The sequence below is a fragment of the Streptomyces sp. cmx-18-6 genome (genome assembly GCF_046548915.1).
Lineage (GTDB): Bacteria > Actinomycetota > Actinomycetes > Streptomycetales > Streptomycetaceae > Streptomyces.
Genome location: NZ_JAEBEP010000007.1, coordinates 178,959 through 198,961 on the forward strand (window position 1 = coordinate 178,959; position 20,003 = coordinate 198,961).

Genomic DNA, 20,003 nt, shown 5'->3' on the forward strand with positions numbered 1-20,003 from the left:
GGGCGTCGGCGCGGGGGAGACTACGCCACCCGGGTTGCTCCCGCGAAGGGCATCTGGTCGATGGGCGCGATCCGCACCGGCGCTCCCGCGCGCGGGGCGTGGATCATCTGGCCGCCGCCGATGTAGAGGCCGACATGGCTGATGCCCGAGTAGAAGAACACCAGGTCGCCGGGGGCCAGTTGGGAGCGGGAGACCCGCTGCCCGGCGTTGATCTGGGTGTAGGTGGTGCGGGGCAGGCTGACGCCCGCCGCCCGCCAGGCCGCCTGGGTCAGGCCCGAGCAGTCGAAGGCGTTCGGGCCGGTCGCGCCCCAGACGTACGGCTTGCCGATGGCCCCGTGCGCGAAGGAGATCGCCTGCGCAGCCCGGGAGTCGGGGGCCGTGACCGGGGTGCGTGCGGCGGTGCGGTCGGCGTGGGCGGCGGTGCGGTCGGTGGAGGTGGACCGACTGGCGGTGGCCGGGCCGCCGCCGTGGCGGGCGTCGGCCGAGCGTTCGTACGCGGCGCGCTCGTCGGCGGTGAGGGTGGCCAGGAGCCGGCGGGCGTCGGACAGCTTCGTCCGGATCGCGGTGCGGTGTTCGCGCAGCTCGGCCCGGCGGGCGGCGAGCGCCTCGGTCTCCCGGTCGGCGCGGGCCTTGATCTGGGCGAGGCCGGAGAGCTGGCGGCGGATGCCCTGGAGCATGCCCGACTGCCGGTCGGCCGCGCGGTCGAGGTGGGCGGCGCGCTCCAGATAGGAGTCGGGGTCCGAGGAGAGCGCCAGCTGCACGGCCGGGTCGAGTGCGCCGGTGCGGTACTGGGCGGTGGCCAGTGAACCGAGCGCGTTACGGGAGGAGTTGAGGCGGTCGGTGCGGCGGGCGGCCTCGTCGGCCAGGGCGTCGACGGTCTTCGTGGCGGCGGCCGCCTTCTCCCTCGCCCCGTTGTACTTCTCGGTGGCGACCTCGGCGTCGTGGTAGAGCCGGTCGACCTTCGCCCGGACCTGGGCGGCGGTGGGAGCGGGCTCGGCGGGTGCGGCCCCGGCCCCGGTGGCCGAGGCCGCGGTGGCGGTCCCGGCGAGCGCCAGGGTGGCGGCGGTGCGGGCAGCAGTGCCGGTGAACGGGCGCTGCTTGGGTTTTCGGTGGGCTGATCTCCGGTGCGCGGCCACGGGGGCGGCATCCTTCCTGTCGGCGGCCCTCCGGCGGGTGCCGGAGGATCTGCGGGGCTGCCCTCCGGGGGTGCCGGAGGAGCTGTCGACGGCCCCTCCGGCGGATACCGAAGGGGCTGTCGGCTGTCCTCCGGCGGATGCCGTAGGGCCCGCGAGGGACGCTAATCCCGGCGCACGGAAAAGGGTCGCCATGACAGTTATTGCCCGGATGTGACGTTTCGTCGCCGCCGGATGATCGGAGATACGCACCCGGAATTGATCATTCCGGCAGGTTCGGGCGCAGGGCGTTCAGTTCCGGCGAAGGCTCCAGGAAAGGCTTGCCTCACTGCCCGGCCATGCTTTGGCCATGGCTAGGCTCCCGAGCCATGGACGTACTCATCAATGTCTTCGTCGCCCTGCACATCATCGGCATCGCCTCCCTGCTGGGCGGCTTCCTCACGCAGATGAAGGCCATGGGCGCGGGCGCCGCCCGCTTCGTTCCCGCCATGCTGCACGGCGCGCTGACCATGCTGGTCACCGGCGTGGCCCTGGTCGGGCTCAACCAGGCCGACGACCAGAGCGTGAACAACGTCAAGATCGGCGTGAAGCTGCTGCTGCTCGTCGCCATCCTCGCGCTGGTCTACGTCAAGCGGGACGAGGAGAGGGTCGAGAAGGGTGCGTTCGCGGCGGTCGGCGCTCTGACGGTCGCCAACATCTTCATCGCCACGCTCTGGACCTGAGGGGCGGCCTCTCCGGAGGCCGCCCCTCGACGTGCTACGCCGGGCGCACGCTGCCGTAGATCGGCATGTAGTAGATCGACTCCTCGCGCACGTTCGCCCCCGGCTTCGGGGCGTGGATCATCATCCCGCCGCCCTTGTAGACGCCGACGTGGCTGATGTCGTCGTAGAAGAAGACCAGGTCGCCGGGTTGCAGGTCGGAGGTGGCGACCCGCGTCCCGACCTTGACCTGGTCCCAGGTGGTCCGGGGCAGCGTGACGCCCGCCGCCCGCCAGGCCGCCTGCGTCAACCCCGAGCAGTCGTACGAGGACGGGCCCGAGGCCCCCCACACGTACGGCTTGCCGATCTGGGCGCGCGCGAAGGCGAGCACCTTCTCGGCCTTGGCCGCGTAACCGCTGCCCGTTCCGGTGCCCGCCCCTGGGCCCGTCTCCGTACCCGTACCGGCTCCCGGGCCCGTCCCCGTACCGCTGCCGGAACCGGTCCCGCCGCCGGAACCCGCACCACCGCCGGAACCGGTCGCGCTGTCGCCGTCCGACTCCTTCGCGGCCTCCTCGCGGGCCTTCTTCTCGGCGTCGGCGCGCTGCTGGGCCTCGGCGGCCTGGCGGGCGGCCAGCTTCGCCGCCTTCTTCCGCGCCTCGGCCTCCTTCTTGCGCTCCAGCTCCGCCAGCCGCGCCTTCTCCTCGGCGGTCAGCCGGGAGAGCAGGGACCGGGCCTCGGTGAGCTTGGCCTGCACGTTCTTCTTGCTGGTGCGCAGCGTCGTCTGCGTCTCGGTCAGCGTCTCCAGGCTCTGGACGGCCTCCGCGCGCTTCTTCGCCGCGTCCGCCTGCTGCGTCCGGAAGTCGTCCACGGCCTTCTGCTGCCGCGCCGTCGACCGGCTCATCACCTGGCTCTGGTCGAAGTACGACTGCGGGTCGTCCGCCAGGAAGAAGGTCGCGGTGGGCGCGATGCCGCCGGAGCGGTACTGCGCGGCCGCGTAGGCCCCCAGTTCCCGGCGCGCCTCGTTCATCTTCTCGGTCCGCTTCGCCACGTCCGAGAGCAGCGTGTCGACCTTCGTCCGCTGGGCCGTGGAGGCGGCCTTGGCGTGGTTGTACTGCTGGGTCGCGCTGCCCGCCTGCCGGTAGAGCTCGTCGACCTTCTTCTGGACTTCCTCGATGGCCGGCTTCGGCTCTGTGGGGGCGGCCGTCGCGCTCTGCGTGGAGAGCAACGTCACAGAGGCCAGCGCGGCCGTCGTGAACCCGACGGCGGGGGTGGTGGTGCGCACCTTCGTGCGCGGCTTGCGGTGCGATGCCAAGACCGGCATCTCCTTCCGTGGACCACCTACCGGGTTAGCTGTCGGGTTCGGACGGAACGGAAGGCTGTCCTACGGTCCGGACGAGGGGTACGGACCGATTCACCCCGGTGCTGCGTGTGGGTCCCCGGTTCCGAACTGCCGCGAGGCAGGACGGATTCGGCAGGGTCGCCCGTTCGGCGCGGATCGCGTCCAGGGGGTACGGGCCACCTGATCGAGCACGCTAGCCAACCGGCGCCACCGCTGGGAAGGTCGATGAGCGATATGCCCGATACATTTTCGTGACCTTTGTGGCCGGAGGCCGCCGCACCCCCTCCCACCGGGGGTTCTTTAACGGAACGCGCTCGTCCGGTCTCCGTGCGTGGCGGGGCTCGGCGTGGCGGCCGCCGACCGGAGCGCTTCTTCTGGCCTCTCACCGGCCTCTCGCCGGCTTTTCACCGACTTCTCGCCAGCCTCTTCCGGGCCTCTTCCCGGCCTCTTCCCGCTCTCTTCCCGGCTTCGGCGGAAGGTTGTCGGTGCGGCCGCCTAGACTCGGATGGCGATGAGCAGCCTCTTTGACGACAACTTCCTGACCGGCCTCCAGACCACGGAGGACGGCCCGCCCCCGCCCCCCGAGGACCACGCACCCGAAGCGGTGCCGGAGGGACTCTTCGAGGGCGTCTTCGACGCGCCCCCGCCGCCCAGGGACGGGTATTACCGGGACGGCCACCCGCGCCCGGTCATCGACGCCGCGGCGCTGCTCGACGGGCTGAACACCGAGCAGCGCGCCGCCGTCGTGCACGCCGGGTCCCCGCTGCTCATCGTCGCCGGGGCCGGCTCCGGCAAGACCCGGGTCCTGACCCACCGCATCGCCCACCTGCTGGCCGAGCGCGGGACGCACCCCGGGCAGATCCTCGCGATCACCTTCACCAACAAGGCCGCGGGCGAGATGAAGGAGCGCGTCGAGCAGCTCGTGGGCCCGCGCGCCAACGCCATGTGGGTCATGACCTTCCACAGCGCGTGCGTCCGCATCCTGCGCCGCGAGTCCAAGAAGCTCGGCTTCACGTCGTCGTTCTCGATCTACGACGCCGCCGACTCCAAGCGCCTGATGGCCCTGGTCTGCCGCGATCTGGACCTGGACCCCAAGCGCTTCCCGCCGAAGTCCTTCACCGCGAAGGTCTCCAACCTCAAGAACGAGCTGATCGACGAGGAGACCTTCGCCGGACAGGCCGCGGACGGCTTCGAGAAGACCCTCGCCCAGGCGTACGCGCTGTACCAGGCCCGCCTCCGCGAGGCCAACGCCCTGGACTTCGACGACATCATCATGACGACGGTCCACCTCCTCCAGGCATTCCCGGACGTCGCCGAGCACTACCGCCGCCGCTTCCGCCACGTCCTGGTCGACGAGTACCAGGACACCAACCACGCCCAGTACACGCTGGTACGCGAGCTGGTCGGCCCGGCCGGAGAGGCCGACGCCCCCGCCGAGCTGTGCGTGGTGGGCGACGCGGACCAGTCGATCTACGCCTTCCGGGGTGCGACCATCCGCAACATCCTCCAGTTCGAGGAGGACTACCCGAGCGCGACCACGATCCTGCTGGAGCAGAACTACCGCTCCACGCAGACGATCCTCTCCGCCGCCAACGCGGTCATCGAGCGCAACGAGAGCCGCCGCCCGAAGAACCTGTGGACCAACGCCGGCTCCGGCGCCCGCATCACCGGATACGTCGCGGACACCGAGCACGACGAGGCTCAGTTCGTCGCGGACGAGATCGACCGCCTCACCGACGCGGGCGACGCCAAGGCGGGCGACGTCGCCGTCTTCTACCGGACCAACGCCCAGTCCCGCGTCTTCGAAGAGATCTTCATCCGCGTCGGCCTGCCCTACAAGGTCGTCGGCGGCGTGCGCTTCTACGAGCGCAAGGAGGTCCGGGACGTCCTGGCCTACCTCCGGGTCCTCGCCAACCCCGAGGACACCGTCCCGCTGCGCCGCATCCTCAACGTGCCCAAGCGCGGCATCGGCGACCGCGCCGAGGCCATGATCGACGCCCTGTCGATGCGCGAGAAGATCTCCTTCCCGCAGGCGCTGCGCCGCGTGGACGAGGCGTACGGCATGGCGGCCCGCTCGTCCAACGCCGTCAAGCGCTTCAACACGCTGATGGAGGAGCTGCGCACCATCGTCGAGTCCGGGGCCGGACCCGCCGTCGTGCTGGAAGCGGTGCTGGAGCGCACGGGCTATCTCGCGGAGCTCCAGGCGTCGACCGACCCGCAGGACGAGACCCGTATCGAGAACCTCCAGGAACTCGCCGCCGTCGCCCTGGAGTTCGAGCAGGAGCGCGGCGACGAGGAGGAGGCCGGCACGCTCGCGGAGTTTCTGGAGAAGGTCGCGCTGGTCGCGGACTCCGACCAGATCCCCGACGAGGACGAGGACGGTTCCGGCGTCATCACGCTGATGACCCTGCACACCGCGAAGGGCCTGGAGTTCCCGGTGGTCTTCCTCACCGGCATGGAGGACGGCGTCTTCCCGCACATGCGGGCCCTCGGCCAGACCAAGGAGCTGGAGGAGGAGCGCCGCCTCGCGTACGTCGGCATCACCCGCGCCCGCGAACGCCTCTACCTCACCCGGGCCGCGATGCGCAGCGCCTGGGGCCAGCCCTCGTACAACCCGCCCTCGCGGTTCCTGGAGGAGATCCCGGACCAGCACCTGGAGTGGAAGCGCAAGGGCCCGATGGCCGCCCCGGCCGGACCCACCTCGGGCATCACGTCCTCGCTCTCCTCCTCGCGCGCCCGCTCGGGACCCTCGGGCTTCGCGACCCGGCGCGGCGTGGAGAAGCCCACGGTCACGCTGGTGGTGGGGGACCGGGTCACGCACGACCAGTTCGGGCTGGGCACGGTGACGGCCGTCGAGGGCTTCGGCGACCAGGCCAAGGCGACGGTGGACTTCGGCGACGAGCGCCCCAAGAAGCTGCTCCTGCGGTACGCGCCGGTCGAGAAGCTGTAGACGGAGCTGCCGCCGGGGCTCCGGAGCTGTCCGCCGGGGCTCCGGAGCTCCGGCGGAGTTCCGGAGCTGTCCGCCGGAGTTCCGGAGCTGTGTACGCGGCTTCCGGCGGACGGGGCTCTGCCGGCGGGGAGCGTGAAAGAAGGGGTGCGGGACGGCTTCGGCCGTCCCGCACCCCTCTCTCGTATGCGCTTGTGCGTATCAGGTCGCGTTGACGCCGTGGCTGCGCAGCCACGCCAGCGGGTCGATCGACGCGCCGCCGCCGGGCCGGACCTCGAAGTGCAGGTGCGGACCGGTGGAGTTGCCGGAGCTTCCGGCGTACGCGATGACGTCCCCGGCCTTCACCGGGCCCGACCGGATCCTGGTGCTGCTGAGGTGGCAGTACCAGGTCTCCGTGCCATCGGCCATGGTCACGATCGCCATGTTGCCGTAGGCGCTGTTGAACTGGGTGCGCACGGTGCCATCGGTCGCGGCCATCACCGGAGTGCCGTACCCCACGGGGAAGTCGATGCCCGTGTGCACGGACATCCAGTTGACGCCCGCCTGGCCGTAGTACGCGCTGAGTCCGTGCTGCTTGACCGGCAGGACGAACTTGGGGCGCAGCGCCTCGCGGCGGGCGGCCTCCTCCTCGCGCTTCTTCTTCTCCGCCACCTGACGCTGCTTGAGGTCGATGCGCTCCTGGGTGCGGCTCGCCCGCACACGGAAGTCGTCGCTGCCCTCGGTGAGCTGCTCCAGCTGGCTGTCGAGCTTCTTGTTCGCGGCGGTGACCGCCTTGACCGTGCTCGGATCGGCGACGGCCAGGGAGGTGGTGTCCTCCTGCTTCTCCTCGCCGCCGTTGATCCCGCTGACGGAGGCGGCGGCGATGCCGGCGACGCTCATCACGCAGGCGGAGGGGACCGCGACGGTCAGGAGGGCGGACCGCTTGGCGGGGCTGCGGCGGCGGGCCCGGTTGCGCGGGGCGGGGGCGGTGCGGACCACGGTGCGGTCCATGGAGAGCGGGGCGGCGTCGGGGGCGTCGCCGTCGTCCGGCGCGGGGGCGGCGTCCGGTTCGAGGACGGCGAACTCGGCGGTGGTGGACGCCGTCTCCTCGGCCCGGTCCGCCGCCTGCTCGGCCGCTTCGGGTTCCGCCGTTTCGGACGCCTGCTGTTCGTACAGCTGATGCGACGTCTGTTCGGGCTCGTACGCGGCGTCCCCGGGCGTGGCGCCGGAGTTCCAGGCGGTCGCGTCGTAGGCGCCGGAGTCGTACATCCCGGTGTCGTACGCGCCGGTGTCATGCACCCCGGTGTCGTGCACCCCGGTGTCGTGCACCCCGGTGGTGAAGGAGGTGGTGGCGTAGGCGCCCGTGTCGTCGGCGGCGATCGTCCCGTAGGCCCCGGTGTCGTAGGCGGCCGTTCCGTAGGAGCCGTCCGTCGCGTACGGGCCGTCCGTCACGTAGGCGGTGCCGGTGCCGTACGTGGGGGTGGTGTAGGCGCTGGTGCCGTACGCGCCGGTGTCGTACGCCCCCGTCTCGTACGGGGCGGTGCCGAAGGCGGCTGTGGTGAACCCGGCGTCGGCGGTGTGGAACGCGCCGGTGTCGGTCGTCGCCCACGGGCCGGTCAGGTCCTGGTCGGAGGGCTGTTGCCAGGCTCCCGTCGCGCCGGTGTCCCACTGCTGGTGGGTGTCGGCGGCGGTCTGCGGCTGGGCGGCGTACGCGTCGTACGTGCCGGTCTGCTGGGCTCCGGTGTCCCAGGCGGAGGAGTCGTACTGGCCACTGTGGGGGGTGTGGTCGCCGTGGCTGTTGTGGCCACTGTGGTCGACGTAGGAACCGTCGTATCCGGAGGCTGTGTAATCCGTGGTGTCGCGGGTACCCGAGTCGCCGGAGAAGGTACCGAAAAGCGGGTCGGTGTCGAAGCTGCCGGTGGATCGGGTGTCATACCCGACGGGCCCGGCGTGGGGGTGCTGGTCGTTCACCAACTTCTCTCTCGCCTCGGCAGCAGGACTGTTCTGGATCCCGGTGAGGGGGTCCCAGGGGGAAGCAGTGGCCGCGACTGTACCCGGCAGTATGTGAGGACGACAATCTTCGCCAGGTTTTACGTCCGCAGGAAACGGGCAATCGGCCGCCTTTCGGCGGACGTCAGGCACAGCCTTGGCTCTATGTTCGAGGGTTGTTCTATTCCGAGTGGCGGGTGTGGCGTAATGGGCGACGGGTCAGGCGACGGAGGCCGTTCCGGTTGAGGACGCCGTTGCCTCCCGGCTCTCTCCGTCCTCCCGGCCCTCCCTCTCCTCCCGCGCCCCTTCCACCCCTTCCGCCCCTTCCATCCCTTCCGCCTCATCCGTCTCCAGGGCGTCGAGGATCGCGGCGGCCACCGTGGGGTGCACCGGCAGCGCGAGATGTCCGATGCCGGTGACGCGTACGTTCACCGCGTCGAGGTCGGGATGGTCGACGCGGGCCGTCTCCACCGGGACCATCACCTGGTCCAACTCGCTCCAGAAGCTGACGAACCGGGTCCGGCAGCCGGGGGCGGGGCCGCGCAGCTCCTCGATCACCGTGGACCCGCCGCGCATCTGCCGCACGATGGGGTGAATGCCGGCCCCGGGGGCGACGGCGGTGCCGCCGTGCGGCGTCCCGAGCGTGACGAGCGTGCGCACCCGGTGGTCGCCGCCCAGCCGCTGTACGTAGTAGCGGGCGATCAGGCCGCCGAGGCTGTGCCCGACGATGTCGACCTCGCGGTGGCCGGTGCGGGCGCAGATCTCCTCCACATGGCGGCCGAGCAGTTCGGCGGCGACGCGCAGATCGCGGGTGAGCGGCGAGTAGTTGAGGGACGCCAGGTGATTGCGGCCGTGCCGGGCCAGGGTGCGGCGCAGCAGGAGGAAGACGGAGCGGTTGTCGATGAACCCGTGCAGCAGGACGACGGGCCGCCCGGCGTGCGGGGATCCGGGGGAGCGGCCCGGGCCCGGCAGCTCCCCGGGCGGCGGGCCCGGGGAGGGGCGCTCCTGGGTGAGGCCGAAGGGGTACGCGGCCAGATGGCCGGTGAGGACGACGAACTCCAGCGCGGCGGCGGCGAGCAGTGCGGTCGACCACCGGGGGCCCGGCGGGCGGGGCGGGTGGGGCAGTAGGGAGAGGAGAGGGAAGACCTGCACAGCCGACCTCCTGCACTGGCGCACGGGAGGAGGCGGCTCACGCCCCCGTATGCCTTCCTGATGCCTTCCTGGGATGCGCCGGCGCGAGGACCGCACCCTGTCGCGGACCTGCGGGCACCTGGGCCCCTGGTCCGGAGGCTGGGCTGCGACGGGCCGTACCACCGTGCCGTGCGGCTGGCGGCGCGGTGATACGGCGACCTCGTAGCGGCTCCCCTGGGGGATGGGGTTCGCAGGTCGGGGCGGAGAGCGCCATGACCGGCAAGACAGCCCCCGGCGCCGGTCCCCGCGCGGCCGGTATGCCGTGTGGTGCGGGGTCCGACGCCTGGCGAACATGTCCCACATGTGATTTCCCCCTCCCCGCCTGCCGCGAAACTGTGGCGTGCGGGATGCTGTGGATAACGTTCGTTCACATCCCCGGCCCTTCAGGCGCGGGAGACCATGTGGAGGCAGTGATGGGTGTGACCGGTCCGATCCGTGTGGTGGTGGCCAAGCCGGGACTCGACGGCCATGACCGCGGGGCCAAGGTGATCGCGCGGGCGTTGCGGGATGCCGGTATGGAAGTCATCTATACGGGGCTCCACCAGACACCCGAGCAGATCGTCGACACGGCGATCCAGGAGGACGCCGACGCGATCGGCCTCTCGATCCTCTCGGGCGCGCACAACACGCTGTTCGCCAAGGTGATCGAGCTGCTGAAGGAGCGGGAGGCGGAGGACATCAAGGTGTTCGGCGGCGGGATCATCCCGGAGGACGACATCGCGCCGCTGAAGCAGCTGGGCGTGGCGGAGCTCTTCACCCCGGGCGCGACGACGACCGAGATCGTCTCCTGGGTCAACGCGAACGTCCGCCAGCCCGCGCAGACCTGACCCGCCGGCCGCCGTCTCCTCCGGGGAGGGGCGGGAGGGGGAGCGGTGAGTGAGGCGGACGCGCGGTCGGGCCCGGGCCCGGGCCCGGGCCCGGGGCCGGATGGGCTGCCGGTCCGGAGGTGCGGCGCGGCCGGGGCCGGGGCGGTGTCCGGGGTCGAGCCAACGGCCGGGTCCAGGTCCGGGGCGCGGCCGGATCCGGGGCGGGGGCGACGGCCGGAGGCGCGCCGGGGTCCGGGGTGAGGCGCGGCCGGGTCCGGGTCCGAGGCCGGGGCAACGACCGGAGGCGCGCCCGGGGTTCTGGTGGCGGGGCACGGCCGGAGGGGTGCGCCGGGTTCTGGTCGGCGGGGCACGGCCGGAGACGCGCGCCGGGTTCTGGTGGCGGGGCACGGCCGGGGACGCGCGCCGGGTTCTGGTGGCGGGGCACGGCCGGAAGGGCGCGCCAGGTTCTGGCGGCGGGCGTCAGGCCAGCTCCGCCTCCATGGCGGCGCGCAGCCGCAGCGTGGAGACCAGGCGCTGGAACGCCTCCGACCAGTAGCCGCCCGCCCCCGGCGACGCCCCCTCCTGCTCGTCGGGGGTGGCCGTGAGGACCTCCAGGCGGTCGGCCTCGGCGGGGTCCAGGCAGCGTTCGGCCAGGCCCATCACCCCGCTGAAGCTCCACGGGTAACTCCCGCCGTCCCGCGCGATGTCGAGCGCGTCGACCACGGCGCGCCCGAGCGGACCGGCCCAGGGCACCGCGCAGACCCCGAGCAGCTGGAACGCCTCGGACAGCCCGTGCGCCGCGATGAACCCGGCCACCCACTCGGCCCGTTCGGCCTCGGGCAGGACCGCCAGGAGCTTGGACCGCTCGGCGATCGACGCCGTCCCGGGGCTGCTCGCCGGAGGCGCGGCCGGTATGCCCAGCAGGGCCCGCGCCCATCGCGGGTCGCGTTGGCGCACCGCGGCCCGGCACCAGGCGGCGTGCAGCTCGCCCGCCCAGTCGTCGGCGACCGGCAGCGCCACGATGTCCTCGGCCGGGCGCCCGCCGAACTGTTCCTGCCAGACCCCGAGCGGCGTCGCCTCCACCAACTGCCCGAGCCACCAGGACCGCTCGCCCCGGCCGGTCGGCGGCACGGCCGCCACCCCGTCGCGCTGCATCCCGGCGTCGCACTCGTGCGGCGCCTCCACGGCGATGGATGCGCCACCCCCCGTACGGTCGGGATTGACGCATGACGTAGCGCGGGCCGCCATCCGCCCGGCGAGGGCCGACGCGGGGAGGGCGGAGAGGAGCTCGGCGGCCGTGGCGCGGACGTTGCGGCTGCGGTCGGACAGCGCCTGCTCCAGGAACTCCTCGTCACCGCCGCCGAGCCCGGTCCGCAGGGAGTCCAGGAACATCAGCCGGTCCTCCGCCCGTTCGGTGGACCAGGTGGTGGCGAGCAGGGCGAGCGCGGCGGCGGGATCCTGCGCCCGTACGGTGTCGAGCAGCGCGACCCGCTCGGCGAACAGCCCCTCCTCCCACAGCCGGCGCACCGCGTCCGGGTCGGCGGTGTCGGGCACGAGCGCGCCGCCCGCCGCGCCGCGCAGGGCGAACTTCCACTCGGGGTTCAGCGCGGCCAGCCACAGCCCGCGCGGACCGGCGAAGGCGAGCGCCTGGGGACGCAGGTCCGTGCGGGCCCGGGCGGCGTCCAGCAGGGGCGGCAACAGGGCGGCCGGGGCCCGGAACCCCCGCAGGTTGGCGATGGCCAGCCACTGCGGGATGAGCTCGGTGAGGTCGGGCGTCGCCCCGCGCCGCCCGGAGGCGGTCGGCGCGGCCCGGTCGGCGAGCAGTTGGGCGAGCCGCTGCCGGGCGGCCTCGGGCAGTGGCGGGCGCGGGTCGTGGGGCGCGGGCTCCGGCCGGGGCCCCGGCGCGGCGGGCAGCAGCCCGGCCCGCCGCCGCACGGTGTGCAGCGCGGCGGCGTCCAGCAGCGCCACGGGGGCGTCGGCCGGGGCCGCGCCGCCGGGAGCCACCGGCGGGCGGCGGTCGGTGCCCAGGAGCGCCGAGGTGACCAGCTCCTCCCAGGGGAGGGACGCGAGGGGGTGGGCGGCGGTCGGCGCGGGGGCTGTCGTGGGCCCGGACGGATCGGTGGTCGTGCGAGACATCGGGTCCCCTTCAACGGCAGTCAGCAGCAGTTGGCAGCAGTCGGTGGCAGTCGGTGGCCGACTGTGGCGGTCAGCAGCAGTCGGTGGCGGCGGAGATCAGTGGCAGGGATGAGTGAGCGACGGGGCGGAGCGGGTGGCAGGCGCGGGCGAGAGGCGGAGAGGAGCGGGGGACAGGCGCGGGGCGGCATCGGGCGGCTCCCGGGTCCCTCGGCGCGGGTCAGATGAGCCGCACGGTCCCACCCGTGAGCGGCCCGCCCCCGGCCCCCGTGCTCCTGCTCCTCGGGTCTCCGCTCCCCGTGCCTCCGCTTCCCGTGCCTCCGGCCCCCGCGCTCCCGCTCCCCATCTCCCCGCCACCGGTGTCCCAGGCCGCGAACGGGTCGAAGCCTCGGTGGCCCACCTCGCCGAACACCGTGACCGGCCCGCCGCCGGAGAGCGCGACGAGCTTCCACAGCCCCGGGCGGGACAACGCCGCCGGGGCGAGGGGCAGCGCGGACCCGGCCTCCGCGTCGGCCAGTTGCCAGCCGTCCTTCGACGGCACGGGTATGACGTCGCGCAGGACGACCGGCCAGGCGTCCAGCCAGGGATCGTCCCGCAGGGCCGCTCCGTAGGCGGCGAGAGCGGCGGCGGTGACCACGCCCGGCGGTGGCGGCGTGCCCGGCTCCCGCTCCGGCCCCGGTGCGGGCGTGGAGAACTGCCGGCCCAGCTCGGCCCGGAGCCCGCTGCCCGGGTACGGCGTGAGCTCGGCGTCGATCGTGACGCCCACCGGCAGCGCCGTCTCCGGGGACCGGCCCGCCGCGCCGAAGGAGAGGAGCAGTGCCGTGCGGCCCGACTCCCTCCCGTACAGCCAGATCCGCCGGGTGACGAGCCGCCCGTCCGGGATGTCGTACTGCGCGAGGACCAGCCAGTGGTCGCGGACCGGCGGGCCTTCGGCGGACGCCGGCAGCCCCACCCGCGTGCGCACCGTCGCGGCCAGCGGATCCGGCAGCCGCTCCCGGCCCAGCCACGCCGTGCCCAGCAGATGGAGCAGGCCGCACTCCTCCAGCAGCCGCACCGGCCAGCCCGGACCGGAGCCGGGTATGGCGCCCAACTCCCGCACCCGGTTCGCGAGTCCGGGCGCCTGCGCGTCGACCATGCGGGCCGCGGTCTCCTCCCACAGGCTGTGGCCCGCGCGGTCGGCGACGGCGAGGCCGCCCCGCAGCAGATCGGTCAGGCGCTGCTCCAGCTCCTGGGCCCCCGAGGTGACGCGCTCCGCCCGGCGCTCCGCCCGCTTCCTGGCGGCGGCCGCGGCGGTGGCGTCGGCCGGGCCGGGTGCGGACTGCCCCTCCATGCCCGCCTGTTGCGCGGCCTGCTTGGCCTCCGCCCGTCCGCGTCGGGCTTCGAGCCACTGCGCCGCCCAGTCGGCCGGCTCACCCCGCTGGAGCGGCCCGTCGCCGGAGGCCCGGAGCAGCAGCAGGCCCAGCGCGTGCTTGCAGGGGAACTTCCGGCTCGGGCAACTGCACCGGTACGCGGGGCCGGTGACGTCGACCACCGTCTGATACGGCTTGCTCCCGCTCCCCTTGCACAGCCCCCAGACCGCCCCCGTCCCGTCGAAGCCGGTCCCCGACCACTGCCCGGCCGAAGCCAGCTTGTTCCCCGCCTTGCGTGATGCGTCGTCAGGAGCCAGGGCCAGCACCTGCTCCACCGTCCAGCGCGCCACCTGTTCCGTGGCGGGCGAGGGTTCTCCCCCGTGAGATAGCAGCATGGGAACGACGGTAGGGGGCGGCACTGACAATCTGCTCTGACCTGCGGTTTCATGATCCGGAGGCCAATTTGACTTTGCCTTCCCTTTGCGATTCTCTGCGATCTCCGCGCACGGAACGGGTCCGGTCGCGGGCCGGTCCAAAGGAGAACCCAGATGACAGACGCCCCGCGCACCGCACGCGCCACTCGCGGACTGCGCGCCGCCGCCGGCGTTCTCGCGGCCACCGGCCTGACGTTCGGACTCGGAGCCTGCTCGGCCTCACCGGTGGACGCGGCGATCGAAACGGCGGTCGACAAGGCCGTGGACCAGGAGTACGAGGTCACGTACGAAGTGACGGGGGAGGCCGTCGACGAGATCGTGTACAACGGCGGCGGTGGCGAGGCCATGGACCCCGACCGACCTGGAGACCGTCACCTCGCCCACCCTGCCGTGGAAGAAGACGGTGAAGCTGCGCGGCATCATGCCGTCCGCCGTCATGCCGGTGGCGGCGTCGACGGACGGCACCGACATCACCTGCACCATCACGTACAAGGGCAAGGTCATCAACGAGGGGCAGGGCGAGGGGATGCTCGCGGAAGGCGGCTGCGTCGCAGAATCGCCGATCGGGATCTGACCCCGGCCGCCCGACCAGCCTGCCCGCCCTGCCCACCCGGCCGCTGCAAGGGCTCTGACCTGCGGTCGGGCCGGATGCGGGACCCATTGTCAGTGGCATGGTGCACGGTGGAACCACATCAGGTCGACGATCTGTCGACGATCTGGAGGGGGATCCATGACCGTGCCCGAAACCACTGCCGCAGCCGTCGACGAGGCCACCGGGGCCGAGGCTCTGCGCCCGCACGCCGAGGACGCGTTCGCGGACGAGCTGAAGGCGCTCGCCGCGGCCGACGACCGCCCGAGGCCCGCCCGTTGGCGACTCTCGCCCTGGGCCGTCGCCACCTACCTCCAGGGCGGGACACTGCCGGACGGCACGGTGATCACACCCAAGTACGTGGGACCGCGCCGCCTGATCGAAGTGGCCGTCACCACCCTGGCCACCGATCGCGCGCTGCTCCTGCTCGGCGTTCCCGGGACCGCCAAGACCTGGGTGTCCGAACACCTCGCCGCCGCCGTGAGCGGCGACTCGACCCTGCTCGTGCAGGGCACCGCCGGCACCCCGGAGGAAGCCGTCCGCTACGGGTGGAACTACGCCCAGCTGCTCGCCCACGGCCCCAGCCGTGACGCCCTGGTGCCCAGCCCGCTGATGCGGGCCATGTCGGAGGGCATGACCGCCCGGGTCGAGGAGCTGACCCGCATCCCCGCCGATGTGCAGGACTCGCTCATCACGATCCTGTCGGAGAAGACCCTCCCCGTCCCCGAGCTGGGACAGGAGGTCCAGGCCGTCCGCGGGTTCAACCTGATCGCCACGGCCAACGACCGCGACCGGGGCGTCAACGAGCTGTCCAGCGCGCTGCGCCGCCGGTTCAACACCGTCGTCCTGCCGCTGCCCGCGACCCCCGACGCCGAGGTCGACATCGTGTCCCGGCGCGTCGACCAGATCGGCCGCTCGCTGGACCTGCCCGCCGCGCCGGAAGGACTCCTGGAGATCCGCCGCGTGGTGACCGTCTTCCGGGAGCTGCGCGACGGAGTCACCACGGACGGGCGCACCAAGCTCAAGTCCCCCTCGGGCACGCTCTCCACGGCCGAGGCGATCTCCGTCGTCACCAACGGCCTCGCACTCGCCGCCCACTTCGGCGACGGCGTCCTGCGCCCGGCCGACGTGGCCGCGGGCATCCTCGGCGCGGTCGTCCGGGATCCGGCGGCGGACCGAGTGGTCTGGCAGGAGTATCTGGAGACCGTGGTCCGCGAGCGGGACGGCTGGAAGGACTTCTACCGCGCCTGCCGCGAGGTCTCCGCATGACCGGCCCCGTGCCCTCTGGCCCCGCGACCACCGGCCCGGCGGCCACCACCGGCCCTACGACCACCGGCCCCACCACCGCCGGGCCCCTGACTTCCAGCCCGGCGGCCACCACCGGCCTCGCGGCCACCACCGCCCCCTCCGCCACCGGCCCCGCCACCACCCGGTCCGTCGCCGTAGCCGGGCCGTTGCTGCTGGGCGTGCGGCACCACGGTCCCGGTTCGGCCCGTGCGGTCCTGGCCGCGCTCGAAGCCGTCCGGCCGGCCGCCGTCCTCGTCGAGGGGCCGCCCGAGGGCGACGCGCTGCTGCCGCTCGCGGCCGACCCGCAGATGCGTCCGCCCGTCGCCCTGCTCGCCCATGCCGTGGACGACCCGGGGCGGGCCGCCTTCTGGCCGCTGGCCGAGTTCTCGCCCGAGTGGGCGGCGATCCGCTGGGCCCTCGCCCACGACGTCCCGGTGCGCTTCATCGACCTCCCCGCCACCCACTCGCTGGCGCTGAAGGAGCCCCACGGCGAACCGCCCGGCGAGGAGGCCGGACCTGCCCCGGAGGCCGAGGAGGCCGCGCCCACCGTCGACCCCATCCGGGCGCTCGCCGAGACCGCCGGATACGACGACCCCGAGCGCTGGTGGGAGGACGTCGTCGAGCACCGCTCACCGGACGGTTCACCCACCGCCGACGCGCTCGCGCCCTTCGCCGCGCTCGCCGACGCCATGACGGCCCTGCGTGAGGCGTACGGGGACGGCGGGCACCCCCGGGACGCCGTGCGCGAGGCGTACATGCGGATCCAGCTCCGTACCGCACGCAAGGAGCACGGAGACTCCGTGGCCGTCGTCTGCGGGGCCTGGCACGTTCCGGCGCTCGCCGCACGGACCACCCTCGCCGCCGACCGCGCCCTCCTCAAGGGGCTCCCGAAGGTCAAGACCGAGATGACGTGGGTGCCGTGGACCCACCGCCGGCTCGCCCGGCACAGCGGTTACGGGGCCGGGATCGACTCGCCCGGCTGGTACGGGCACCTCTTCGGCGCGGCCGACCGGCCGATCGAGCGGTGGATGACCAAGGTCGCCGGACTGCTGCGCGAGGAGGACCGGTTCGTCTCCACCGCCCACGTCATCGAGGCCGTCCGGCTCGCCGAGACGCTCGCGGCGATGCGGGGCCGCCCGCTGGCCGGACTGAGCGAGACCACCGACGCGGTGCGCGCCGTGATGTGCGAGGGCTCCGACGTACCGCTCGCGCTCGTCCAGGACCGCCTGGTCGTCGGCGAGACCCTGGGCGAGGTGCCCGACAGCGCCCCCGCCGTCCCGCTCCAACGCGACCTGACCCGCAGTCAGCGGACCCTCCGGCTCAAGCCGGAGGCCCTGGAGCGAGACCTCGACCTCGACCTGCGCAAGGAGACCGACGCCGCCCGCAGCCGCCTCCTGCACCGGCTGCGCCTCCTCGGCGTCGGCTGGGGCGAACCGGCCGAGGGCCGGGGCAGCACCGGCACCTTCCGGGAGAGCTGGCGGCTGCGCTGGGAGCCGGAACTGCACGTCCGGGTCGCGGAGGCAGGCGTGTGGGGGACCACGGTCGAGGCCGCCGCCACCGCGAAGACCGAGTCCGGGGCCCTCGCGGCGACCGCGCTCTTCGAGGTCACCGCACTCGCCGAGCACTGCCTCCTGGCCGGGCTGCCCGAGGCCCTGCCCGTCGTGATGAAGGCCCTCGCCGACCGCGCCGCACTCGACGCGGACGTCGGCCACCTCGCCGACGCCCTCCCGGCCCTCGCCCGCTCCCTGCGCTACGGCGACGTGCGCTCCACGGACACGGCCGCGCTCTCCGAGGTCGCGGCCGGGATCGCCGAGCGGATCTGCGTCGGCCTGCCCCCGGCCTGCACCGGCCTCGACGCGGACGGGGCGGAGGCGCTGCGCCGCCAGGTGGACGGGGTGCACAGCGCCATCGGGCTGCTCACCGCCGGCACCGCGCCCGCGGAAGGACCCGCCGCGCCCGCGGAAGGACCCGCCGCGCCCGCGGAAGGACCCGCCGCGCCCGCGGAAGGACCCGCCGCGCCCGCAGAGGGAGAGGCCGCCCCCGCCGAAGGGCTCCCCGCGCCCGCAGAGGGAGATGCCGCGCCCGCCGAGGGGCTCACCGCGCTCCTCGAAGGACTCGCCGCGCCCGCCGAAGGACTGCGGGGCCGCTGGTGCGCCGTCCTGCGCAAGCTGGCCGGCCGGGACACGGTCGCCGGGATCATCCGGGGCCGCGCCACCCGGCTGCTGCTCGACGACGGGCGGCTCACGGAGGACGAGGCGGCCCGGCTGATGGGCCTGGCCCTCTCGCCCGGCACCCCGCCCGGCGACGCCGCCGCCTGGATCGAGGGGTTCGTCGGCGGAGCGTCCGGCGGCGGCATGCTGCTGGTCCACGACGAGCGGCTGCTCTCCCTGGTCGACGCCTGGCTCACCGGCGTATCCGCTGACACGTTCACCGACGTGCTGCCGCTCCTGCGGCGTACGTTCTCGGCCTTCGAGCCGGGCGTACGGCGCACCCTCGGCGAGCTGGTCCGGCGCGGGCCCGTCCCCGAGGGCGCCAGGAGCGACCGCGCCGAACACGCGTACCCCGGCTTCGGACCCGGCCTCGACACGGACCGGGCCGCCGCCGTGGAGCCGGTGCTGCACCTGCTCCTCGGCCGCACACCCGAACCGGCGGAGGCCACCGCATGACCACCACGAGAGCGACCACGGCCACGACAACCGCACACGCCACGAAAACCGCACACGCCGCGACAGCCGCACAGGCCGTGACAGGCCCACACACCACGACAGCCGCACACGCCACGACAGACCCACACACCACACAGGACGATGACCGAACGGGGGCGACGGTGCAGACGGAGACAGCGAGGGAGGCAGCGAGGGAGACAGGCGGGGAGACAGCGAGGGCGCACCCCGGCGACGCCGAGCGGTTGCGGCGCTGGCGCATGGTGCTCGGCGCGGACAGTGCGGAGAGCACCGGCTGCACCCTCACCGGCCGGGACGCCGCCATGGACGGCGCGCTCAACGCGCTCTACGGCGGGGGCGGCGGGAAGAAGCCCGGCGGCCGGAACGGCGGCGGGCGTTCGGCGGGCCTCGGCGCGTCGGCCCCCTCCGTAGCCCGCTGGCTCGGCGACATCCGCACGTACTTCCCCAGCTCCGTCGTCCAGGTCATGCAGCGCGACGCGATCGACCGCCTCGGCCTCTCCGCGCTGCTCCTGGAGCCCGAGATGCTGGAGGCCGTCGAGGCGGACGTCCATCTCGTCGGCACCCTGCTCTCCCTCAACAAGGCCATGCCCGAGACGACCAAGGAGACCGCGCGGGCCGTCGTCCGCAAGGTCGTCGAGGACCTGGAGAAGCGGCTGGAGAGCCGGACCTGGGCCACCCTCACCGGGGCCCTGGACCGCTCCGCGCGGATCAGCCGGCCGCGCCACCGGGACATCGACTGGGACCGCACCATCCGCGCCAACCTGAAGAACTACCTGACCATCCCCGCAGCGGACGGCGGGCAGGCCACCGGCACGGTCGTCCCGGAGCGCCTCATCGGCTACGGCCGCGCGTCACAGTCGGTGAAGAAGGACGTCATCCTCTGCATCGACCAGTCGGGCTCCATGGCCGCCTCCGTCGTCTACGCCTCGGTCTTCGGCGCGGTGCTCGCCTCCATGCGCACCCTCGCGACCCGCCTGGTCGTCTTCGACACGGCGGTCGTCGACCTCACCGACCAGCTCGACGACCCGGTCGACGTCCTCTTCGGCACCCAGCTCGGCGGCGGTACGGACATCAACCGGGCGCTCGCCTACTGCCAGTCGCAGATCACCCGGCCCGCGGACACCGTCGTCGTCCTCATCAGCGACCTCTACGAGGGCGGCATCCGCGACGAGATGCTCAAGCGGGTCGCGGCGATGAAGGCGTCCGGCGTGCAGTTCGTGACCCTGCTCGCCCTCTCCGACGAGGGAGCCCCCGCCTACGACCACGAGCACGCGGCGGCGCTCGGCGCACTGGGCGCACCCGCGTTCGCCTGTACGCCGGACCTCTTCCCGGACGTCATGGCCGCCGCGATCGAGAAGCGGCCCCTGCCCATACCGGACCAGGAGAGCGCGTCGTAGACCCGTCACGGGGCGACCCGGCCGGACCCGCCTTCGGTACCCTCTGTG

12 protein-coding genes, 1 pseudogene and 1 riboswitch are annotated in these 20,003 nt (G+C 73.5%); of the genes and pseudogenes, 7 read left to right on the top strand and 6 right to left on the bottom strand.

What is annotated here, in order from left to right; translation table 11 throughout:
- Window positions 1–20: 20 nt before the first annotated feature.
- The gene (locus ACLJPL_RS18560; protein WP_411081931.1) at window positions 21–1,136 is read right to left on the bottom strand and encodes an NlpC/P60 family protein; all 1,116 of its coding nucleotides are present in this window, start codon (window positions 1,134–1,136) and stop codon (window positions 21–23) included.
- A 365-nt stretch (window positions 1,137–1,501) separates the two neighbouring features.
- Between ACLJPL_RS18560 and ACLJPL_RS18565 the strand changes: the two genes are divergently transcribed.
- Window positions 1,502–1,855, top strand: coding sequence for a hypothetical protein (locus tag ACLJPL_RS18565; protein WP_411081932.1), 354 nt, complete (start codon window positions 1,502–1,504; stop codon window positions 1,853–1,855).
- Window positions 1,856–1,889: 34 nt separating this feature from the next.
- On the opposite strand, the gene ACLJPL_RS18570 is transcribed toward ACLJPL_RS18565, so the two are convergent.
- On the bottom strand, window positions 1,890–3,152 hold the full coding sequence (locus tag ACLJPL_RS18570; RefSeq protein WP_411081933.1) for an NlpC/P60 family protein: 1,263 nt from the start codon (window positions 3,150–3,152) through the stop codon (window positions 1,890–1,892).
- A riboswitch (cyclic di-AMP (ydaO/yuaA leader) is annotated at window positions 3,151–3,315 on the bottom strand. Its footprint overlaps the gene before it by 2 nt.
- Window positions 3,316–3,681: 366 nt before the next feature.
- Here ACLJPL_RS18570 and pcrA point away from each other — a divergent pair.
- Window positions 3,682–6,120: a DNA helicase PcrA gene (gene pcrA / locus ACLJPL_RS18575; RefSeq protein ID WP_411081934.1), complete on the top strand. Its 2,439-nt coding sequence runs from the start codon at window positions 3,682–3,684 to the stop codon at window positions 6,118–6,120.
- Between the two features lie 198 nt (window positions 6,121–6,318).
- On the opposite strand, the gene ACLJPL_RS18580 is transcribed toward pcrA, so the two are convergent.
- Both ACLJPL_RS18580 and ACLJPL_RS18585 read right to left on the bottom strand, forming a co-directional pair.
- Window positions 6,319–8,067 carry a M23 family metallopeptidase gene (locus tag ACLJPL_RS18580; RefSeq protein ID WP_411081935.1) on the bottom strand — a complete coding sequence of 583 codons (1,749 nt, stop codon included), beginning with the start codon at window positions 8,065–8,067 and terminating at the stop codon, window positions 6,319–6,321.
- Window positions 8,068–8,304: 237 nt separating this feature from the next.
- Window positions 8,305–9,237 (bottom strand): esterase/lipase family protein, encoded by a 933-nt coding sequence (locus ACLJPL_RS18585; protein ID WP_411081936.1) that lies wholly within the window; start codon window positions 9,235–9,237, stop codon window positions 8,305–8,307.
- 452 nt (window positions 9,238–9,689) lie between these two features.
- Here ACLJPL_RS18585 and ACLJPL_RS18590 point away from each other — a divergent pair, with 452 nt between their 5' ends.
- Window positions 9,690–10,103, top strand: coding sequence for a cobalamin B12-binding domain-containing protein (locus ACLJPL_RS18590; protein WP_411081937.1), 414 nt, complete (start codon window positions 9,690–9,692; stop codon window positions 10,101–10,103).
- A gap of 459 nt (window positions 10,104–10,562) precedes the next feature.
- Here ACLJPL_RS18590 and ACLJPL_RS18595 read toward each other — a convergent pair whose 3' ends face one another.
- Window positions 10,563–12,218, bottom strand: coding sequence for a DUF5691 domain-containing protein (locus tag ACLJPL_RS18595; protein WP_411081938.1), 1,656 nt, complete (start codon window positions 12,216–12,218; stop codon window positions 10,563–10,565).
- Window positions 12,219–12,435: 217 nt separating this feature from the next.
- Window positions 12,436–13,959 (bottom strand): SWIM zinc finger family protein, encoded by a 1,524-nt coding sequence (locus tag ACLJPL_RS18600; RefSeq protein ID WP_411081939.1) that lies wholly within the window; start codon window positions 13,957–13,959, stop codon window positions 12,436–12,438.
- A gap of 153 nt (window positions 13,960–14,112) precedes the next feature.
- On the opposite strand from ACLJPL_RS18600, the pseudogene ACLJPL_RS18605 reads away from it, so the two are divergent.
- The 4 genes and pseudogenes from ACLJPL_RS18605 to ACLJPL_RS18620 all read left to right on the top strand — a co-directional run bounded on the left by ACLJPL_RS18605 (window position 14,113) and on the right by ACLJPL_RS18620 (window position 19,955).
- A pseudogene (locus tag ACLJPL_RS18605) lies at window positions 14,113–14,572 on the top strand (MmpS family transport accessory protein).
- A gap of 156 nt (window positions 14,573–14,728) precedes the next feature.
- The gene (locus tag ACLJPL_RS18610) at window positions 14,729–15,856 is read left to right on the top strand and encodes an ATP-binding protein (RefSeq protein WP_411081940.1); all 1,128 of its coding nucleotides are present in this window, start codon (window positions 14,729–14,731) and stop codon (window positions 15,854–15,856) included.
- On the top strand, window positions 15,853–18,540 hold the full coding sequence (locus ACLJPL_RS18615; RefSeq protein ID WP_411081941.1) for a DUF5682 family protein: 2,688 nt from the start codon (window positions 15,853–15,855) through the stop codon (window positions 18,538–18,540). Before ACLJPL_RS18610 ends, ACLJPL_RS18615 begins: the two co-directional genes overlap by 4 nt.
- On the top strand, window positions 18,537–19,955 hold the full coding sequence (locus ACLJPL_RS18620) for a VWA domain-containing protein (protein WP_411081942.1): 1,419 nt from the start codon (window positions 18,537–18,539) through the stop codon (window positions 19,953–19,955). Before ACLJPL_RS18615 ends, ACLJPL_RS18620 begins: the two co-directional genes overlap by 4 nt.
- The last annotated feature ends 48 nt before the right edge of the window (window positions 19,956–20,003 follow it).

Bases quoted from the DNA above. Each gene is read 5' to 3' on its own strand.
- pcrA (WP_411081934.1), top strand. From the start codon at position 3,682: ATGAGCAGCCTCTTTGACGACAACTTCCTGACCGGCCTCCAGACCACG.
- ACLJPL_RS18565 (WP_411081932.1), top strand. From the start codon at position 1,502: ATGGACGTACTCATCAATGTCTTCGTCGCCCTGCACATCATCGGCATC.
- ACLJPL_RS18570 (WP_411081933.1), bottom strand. From the start codon at position 3,152: ATGCCGGTCTTGGCATCGCACCGCAAGCCGCGCACGAAGGTGCGCACC.
- ACLJPL_RS18590 (WP_411081937.1), top strand. From the start codon at position 9,690: ATGGGTGTGACCGGTCCGATCCGTGTGGTGGTGGCCAAGCCGGGACTC.
- ACLJPL_RS18615 (WP_411081941.1), top strand. From the start codon at position 15,853: ATGACCGGCCCCGTGCCCTCTGGCCCCGCGACCACCGGCCCGGCGGCC.
- ACLJPL_RS18595 (WP_411081938.1), bottom strand. From the start codon at position 12,218: ATGTCTCGCACGACCACCGATCCGTCCGGGCCCACGACAGCCCCCGCG.
- ACLJPL_RS18600 (WP_411081939.1), bottom strand. From the start codon at position 13,959: ATGCTGCTATCTCACGGGGGAGAACCCTCGCCCGCCACGGAACAGGTG.
- ACLJPL_RS18620 (WP_411081942.1), top strand. From the start codon at position 18,537: ATGACCACCACGAGAGCGACCACGGCCACGACAACCGCACACGCCACG.
- ACLJPL_RS18610 (WP_411081940.1), top strand. From the start codon at position 14,729: ATGACCGTGCCCGAAACCACTGCCGCAGCCGTCGACGAGGCCACCGGG.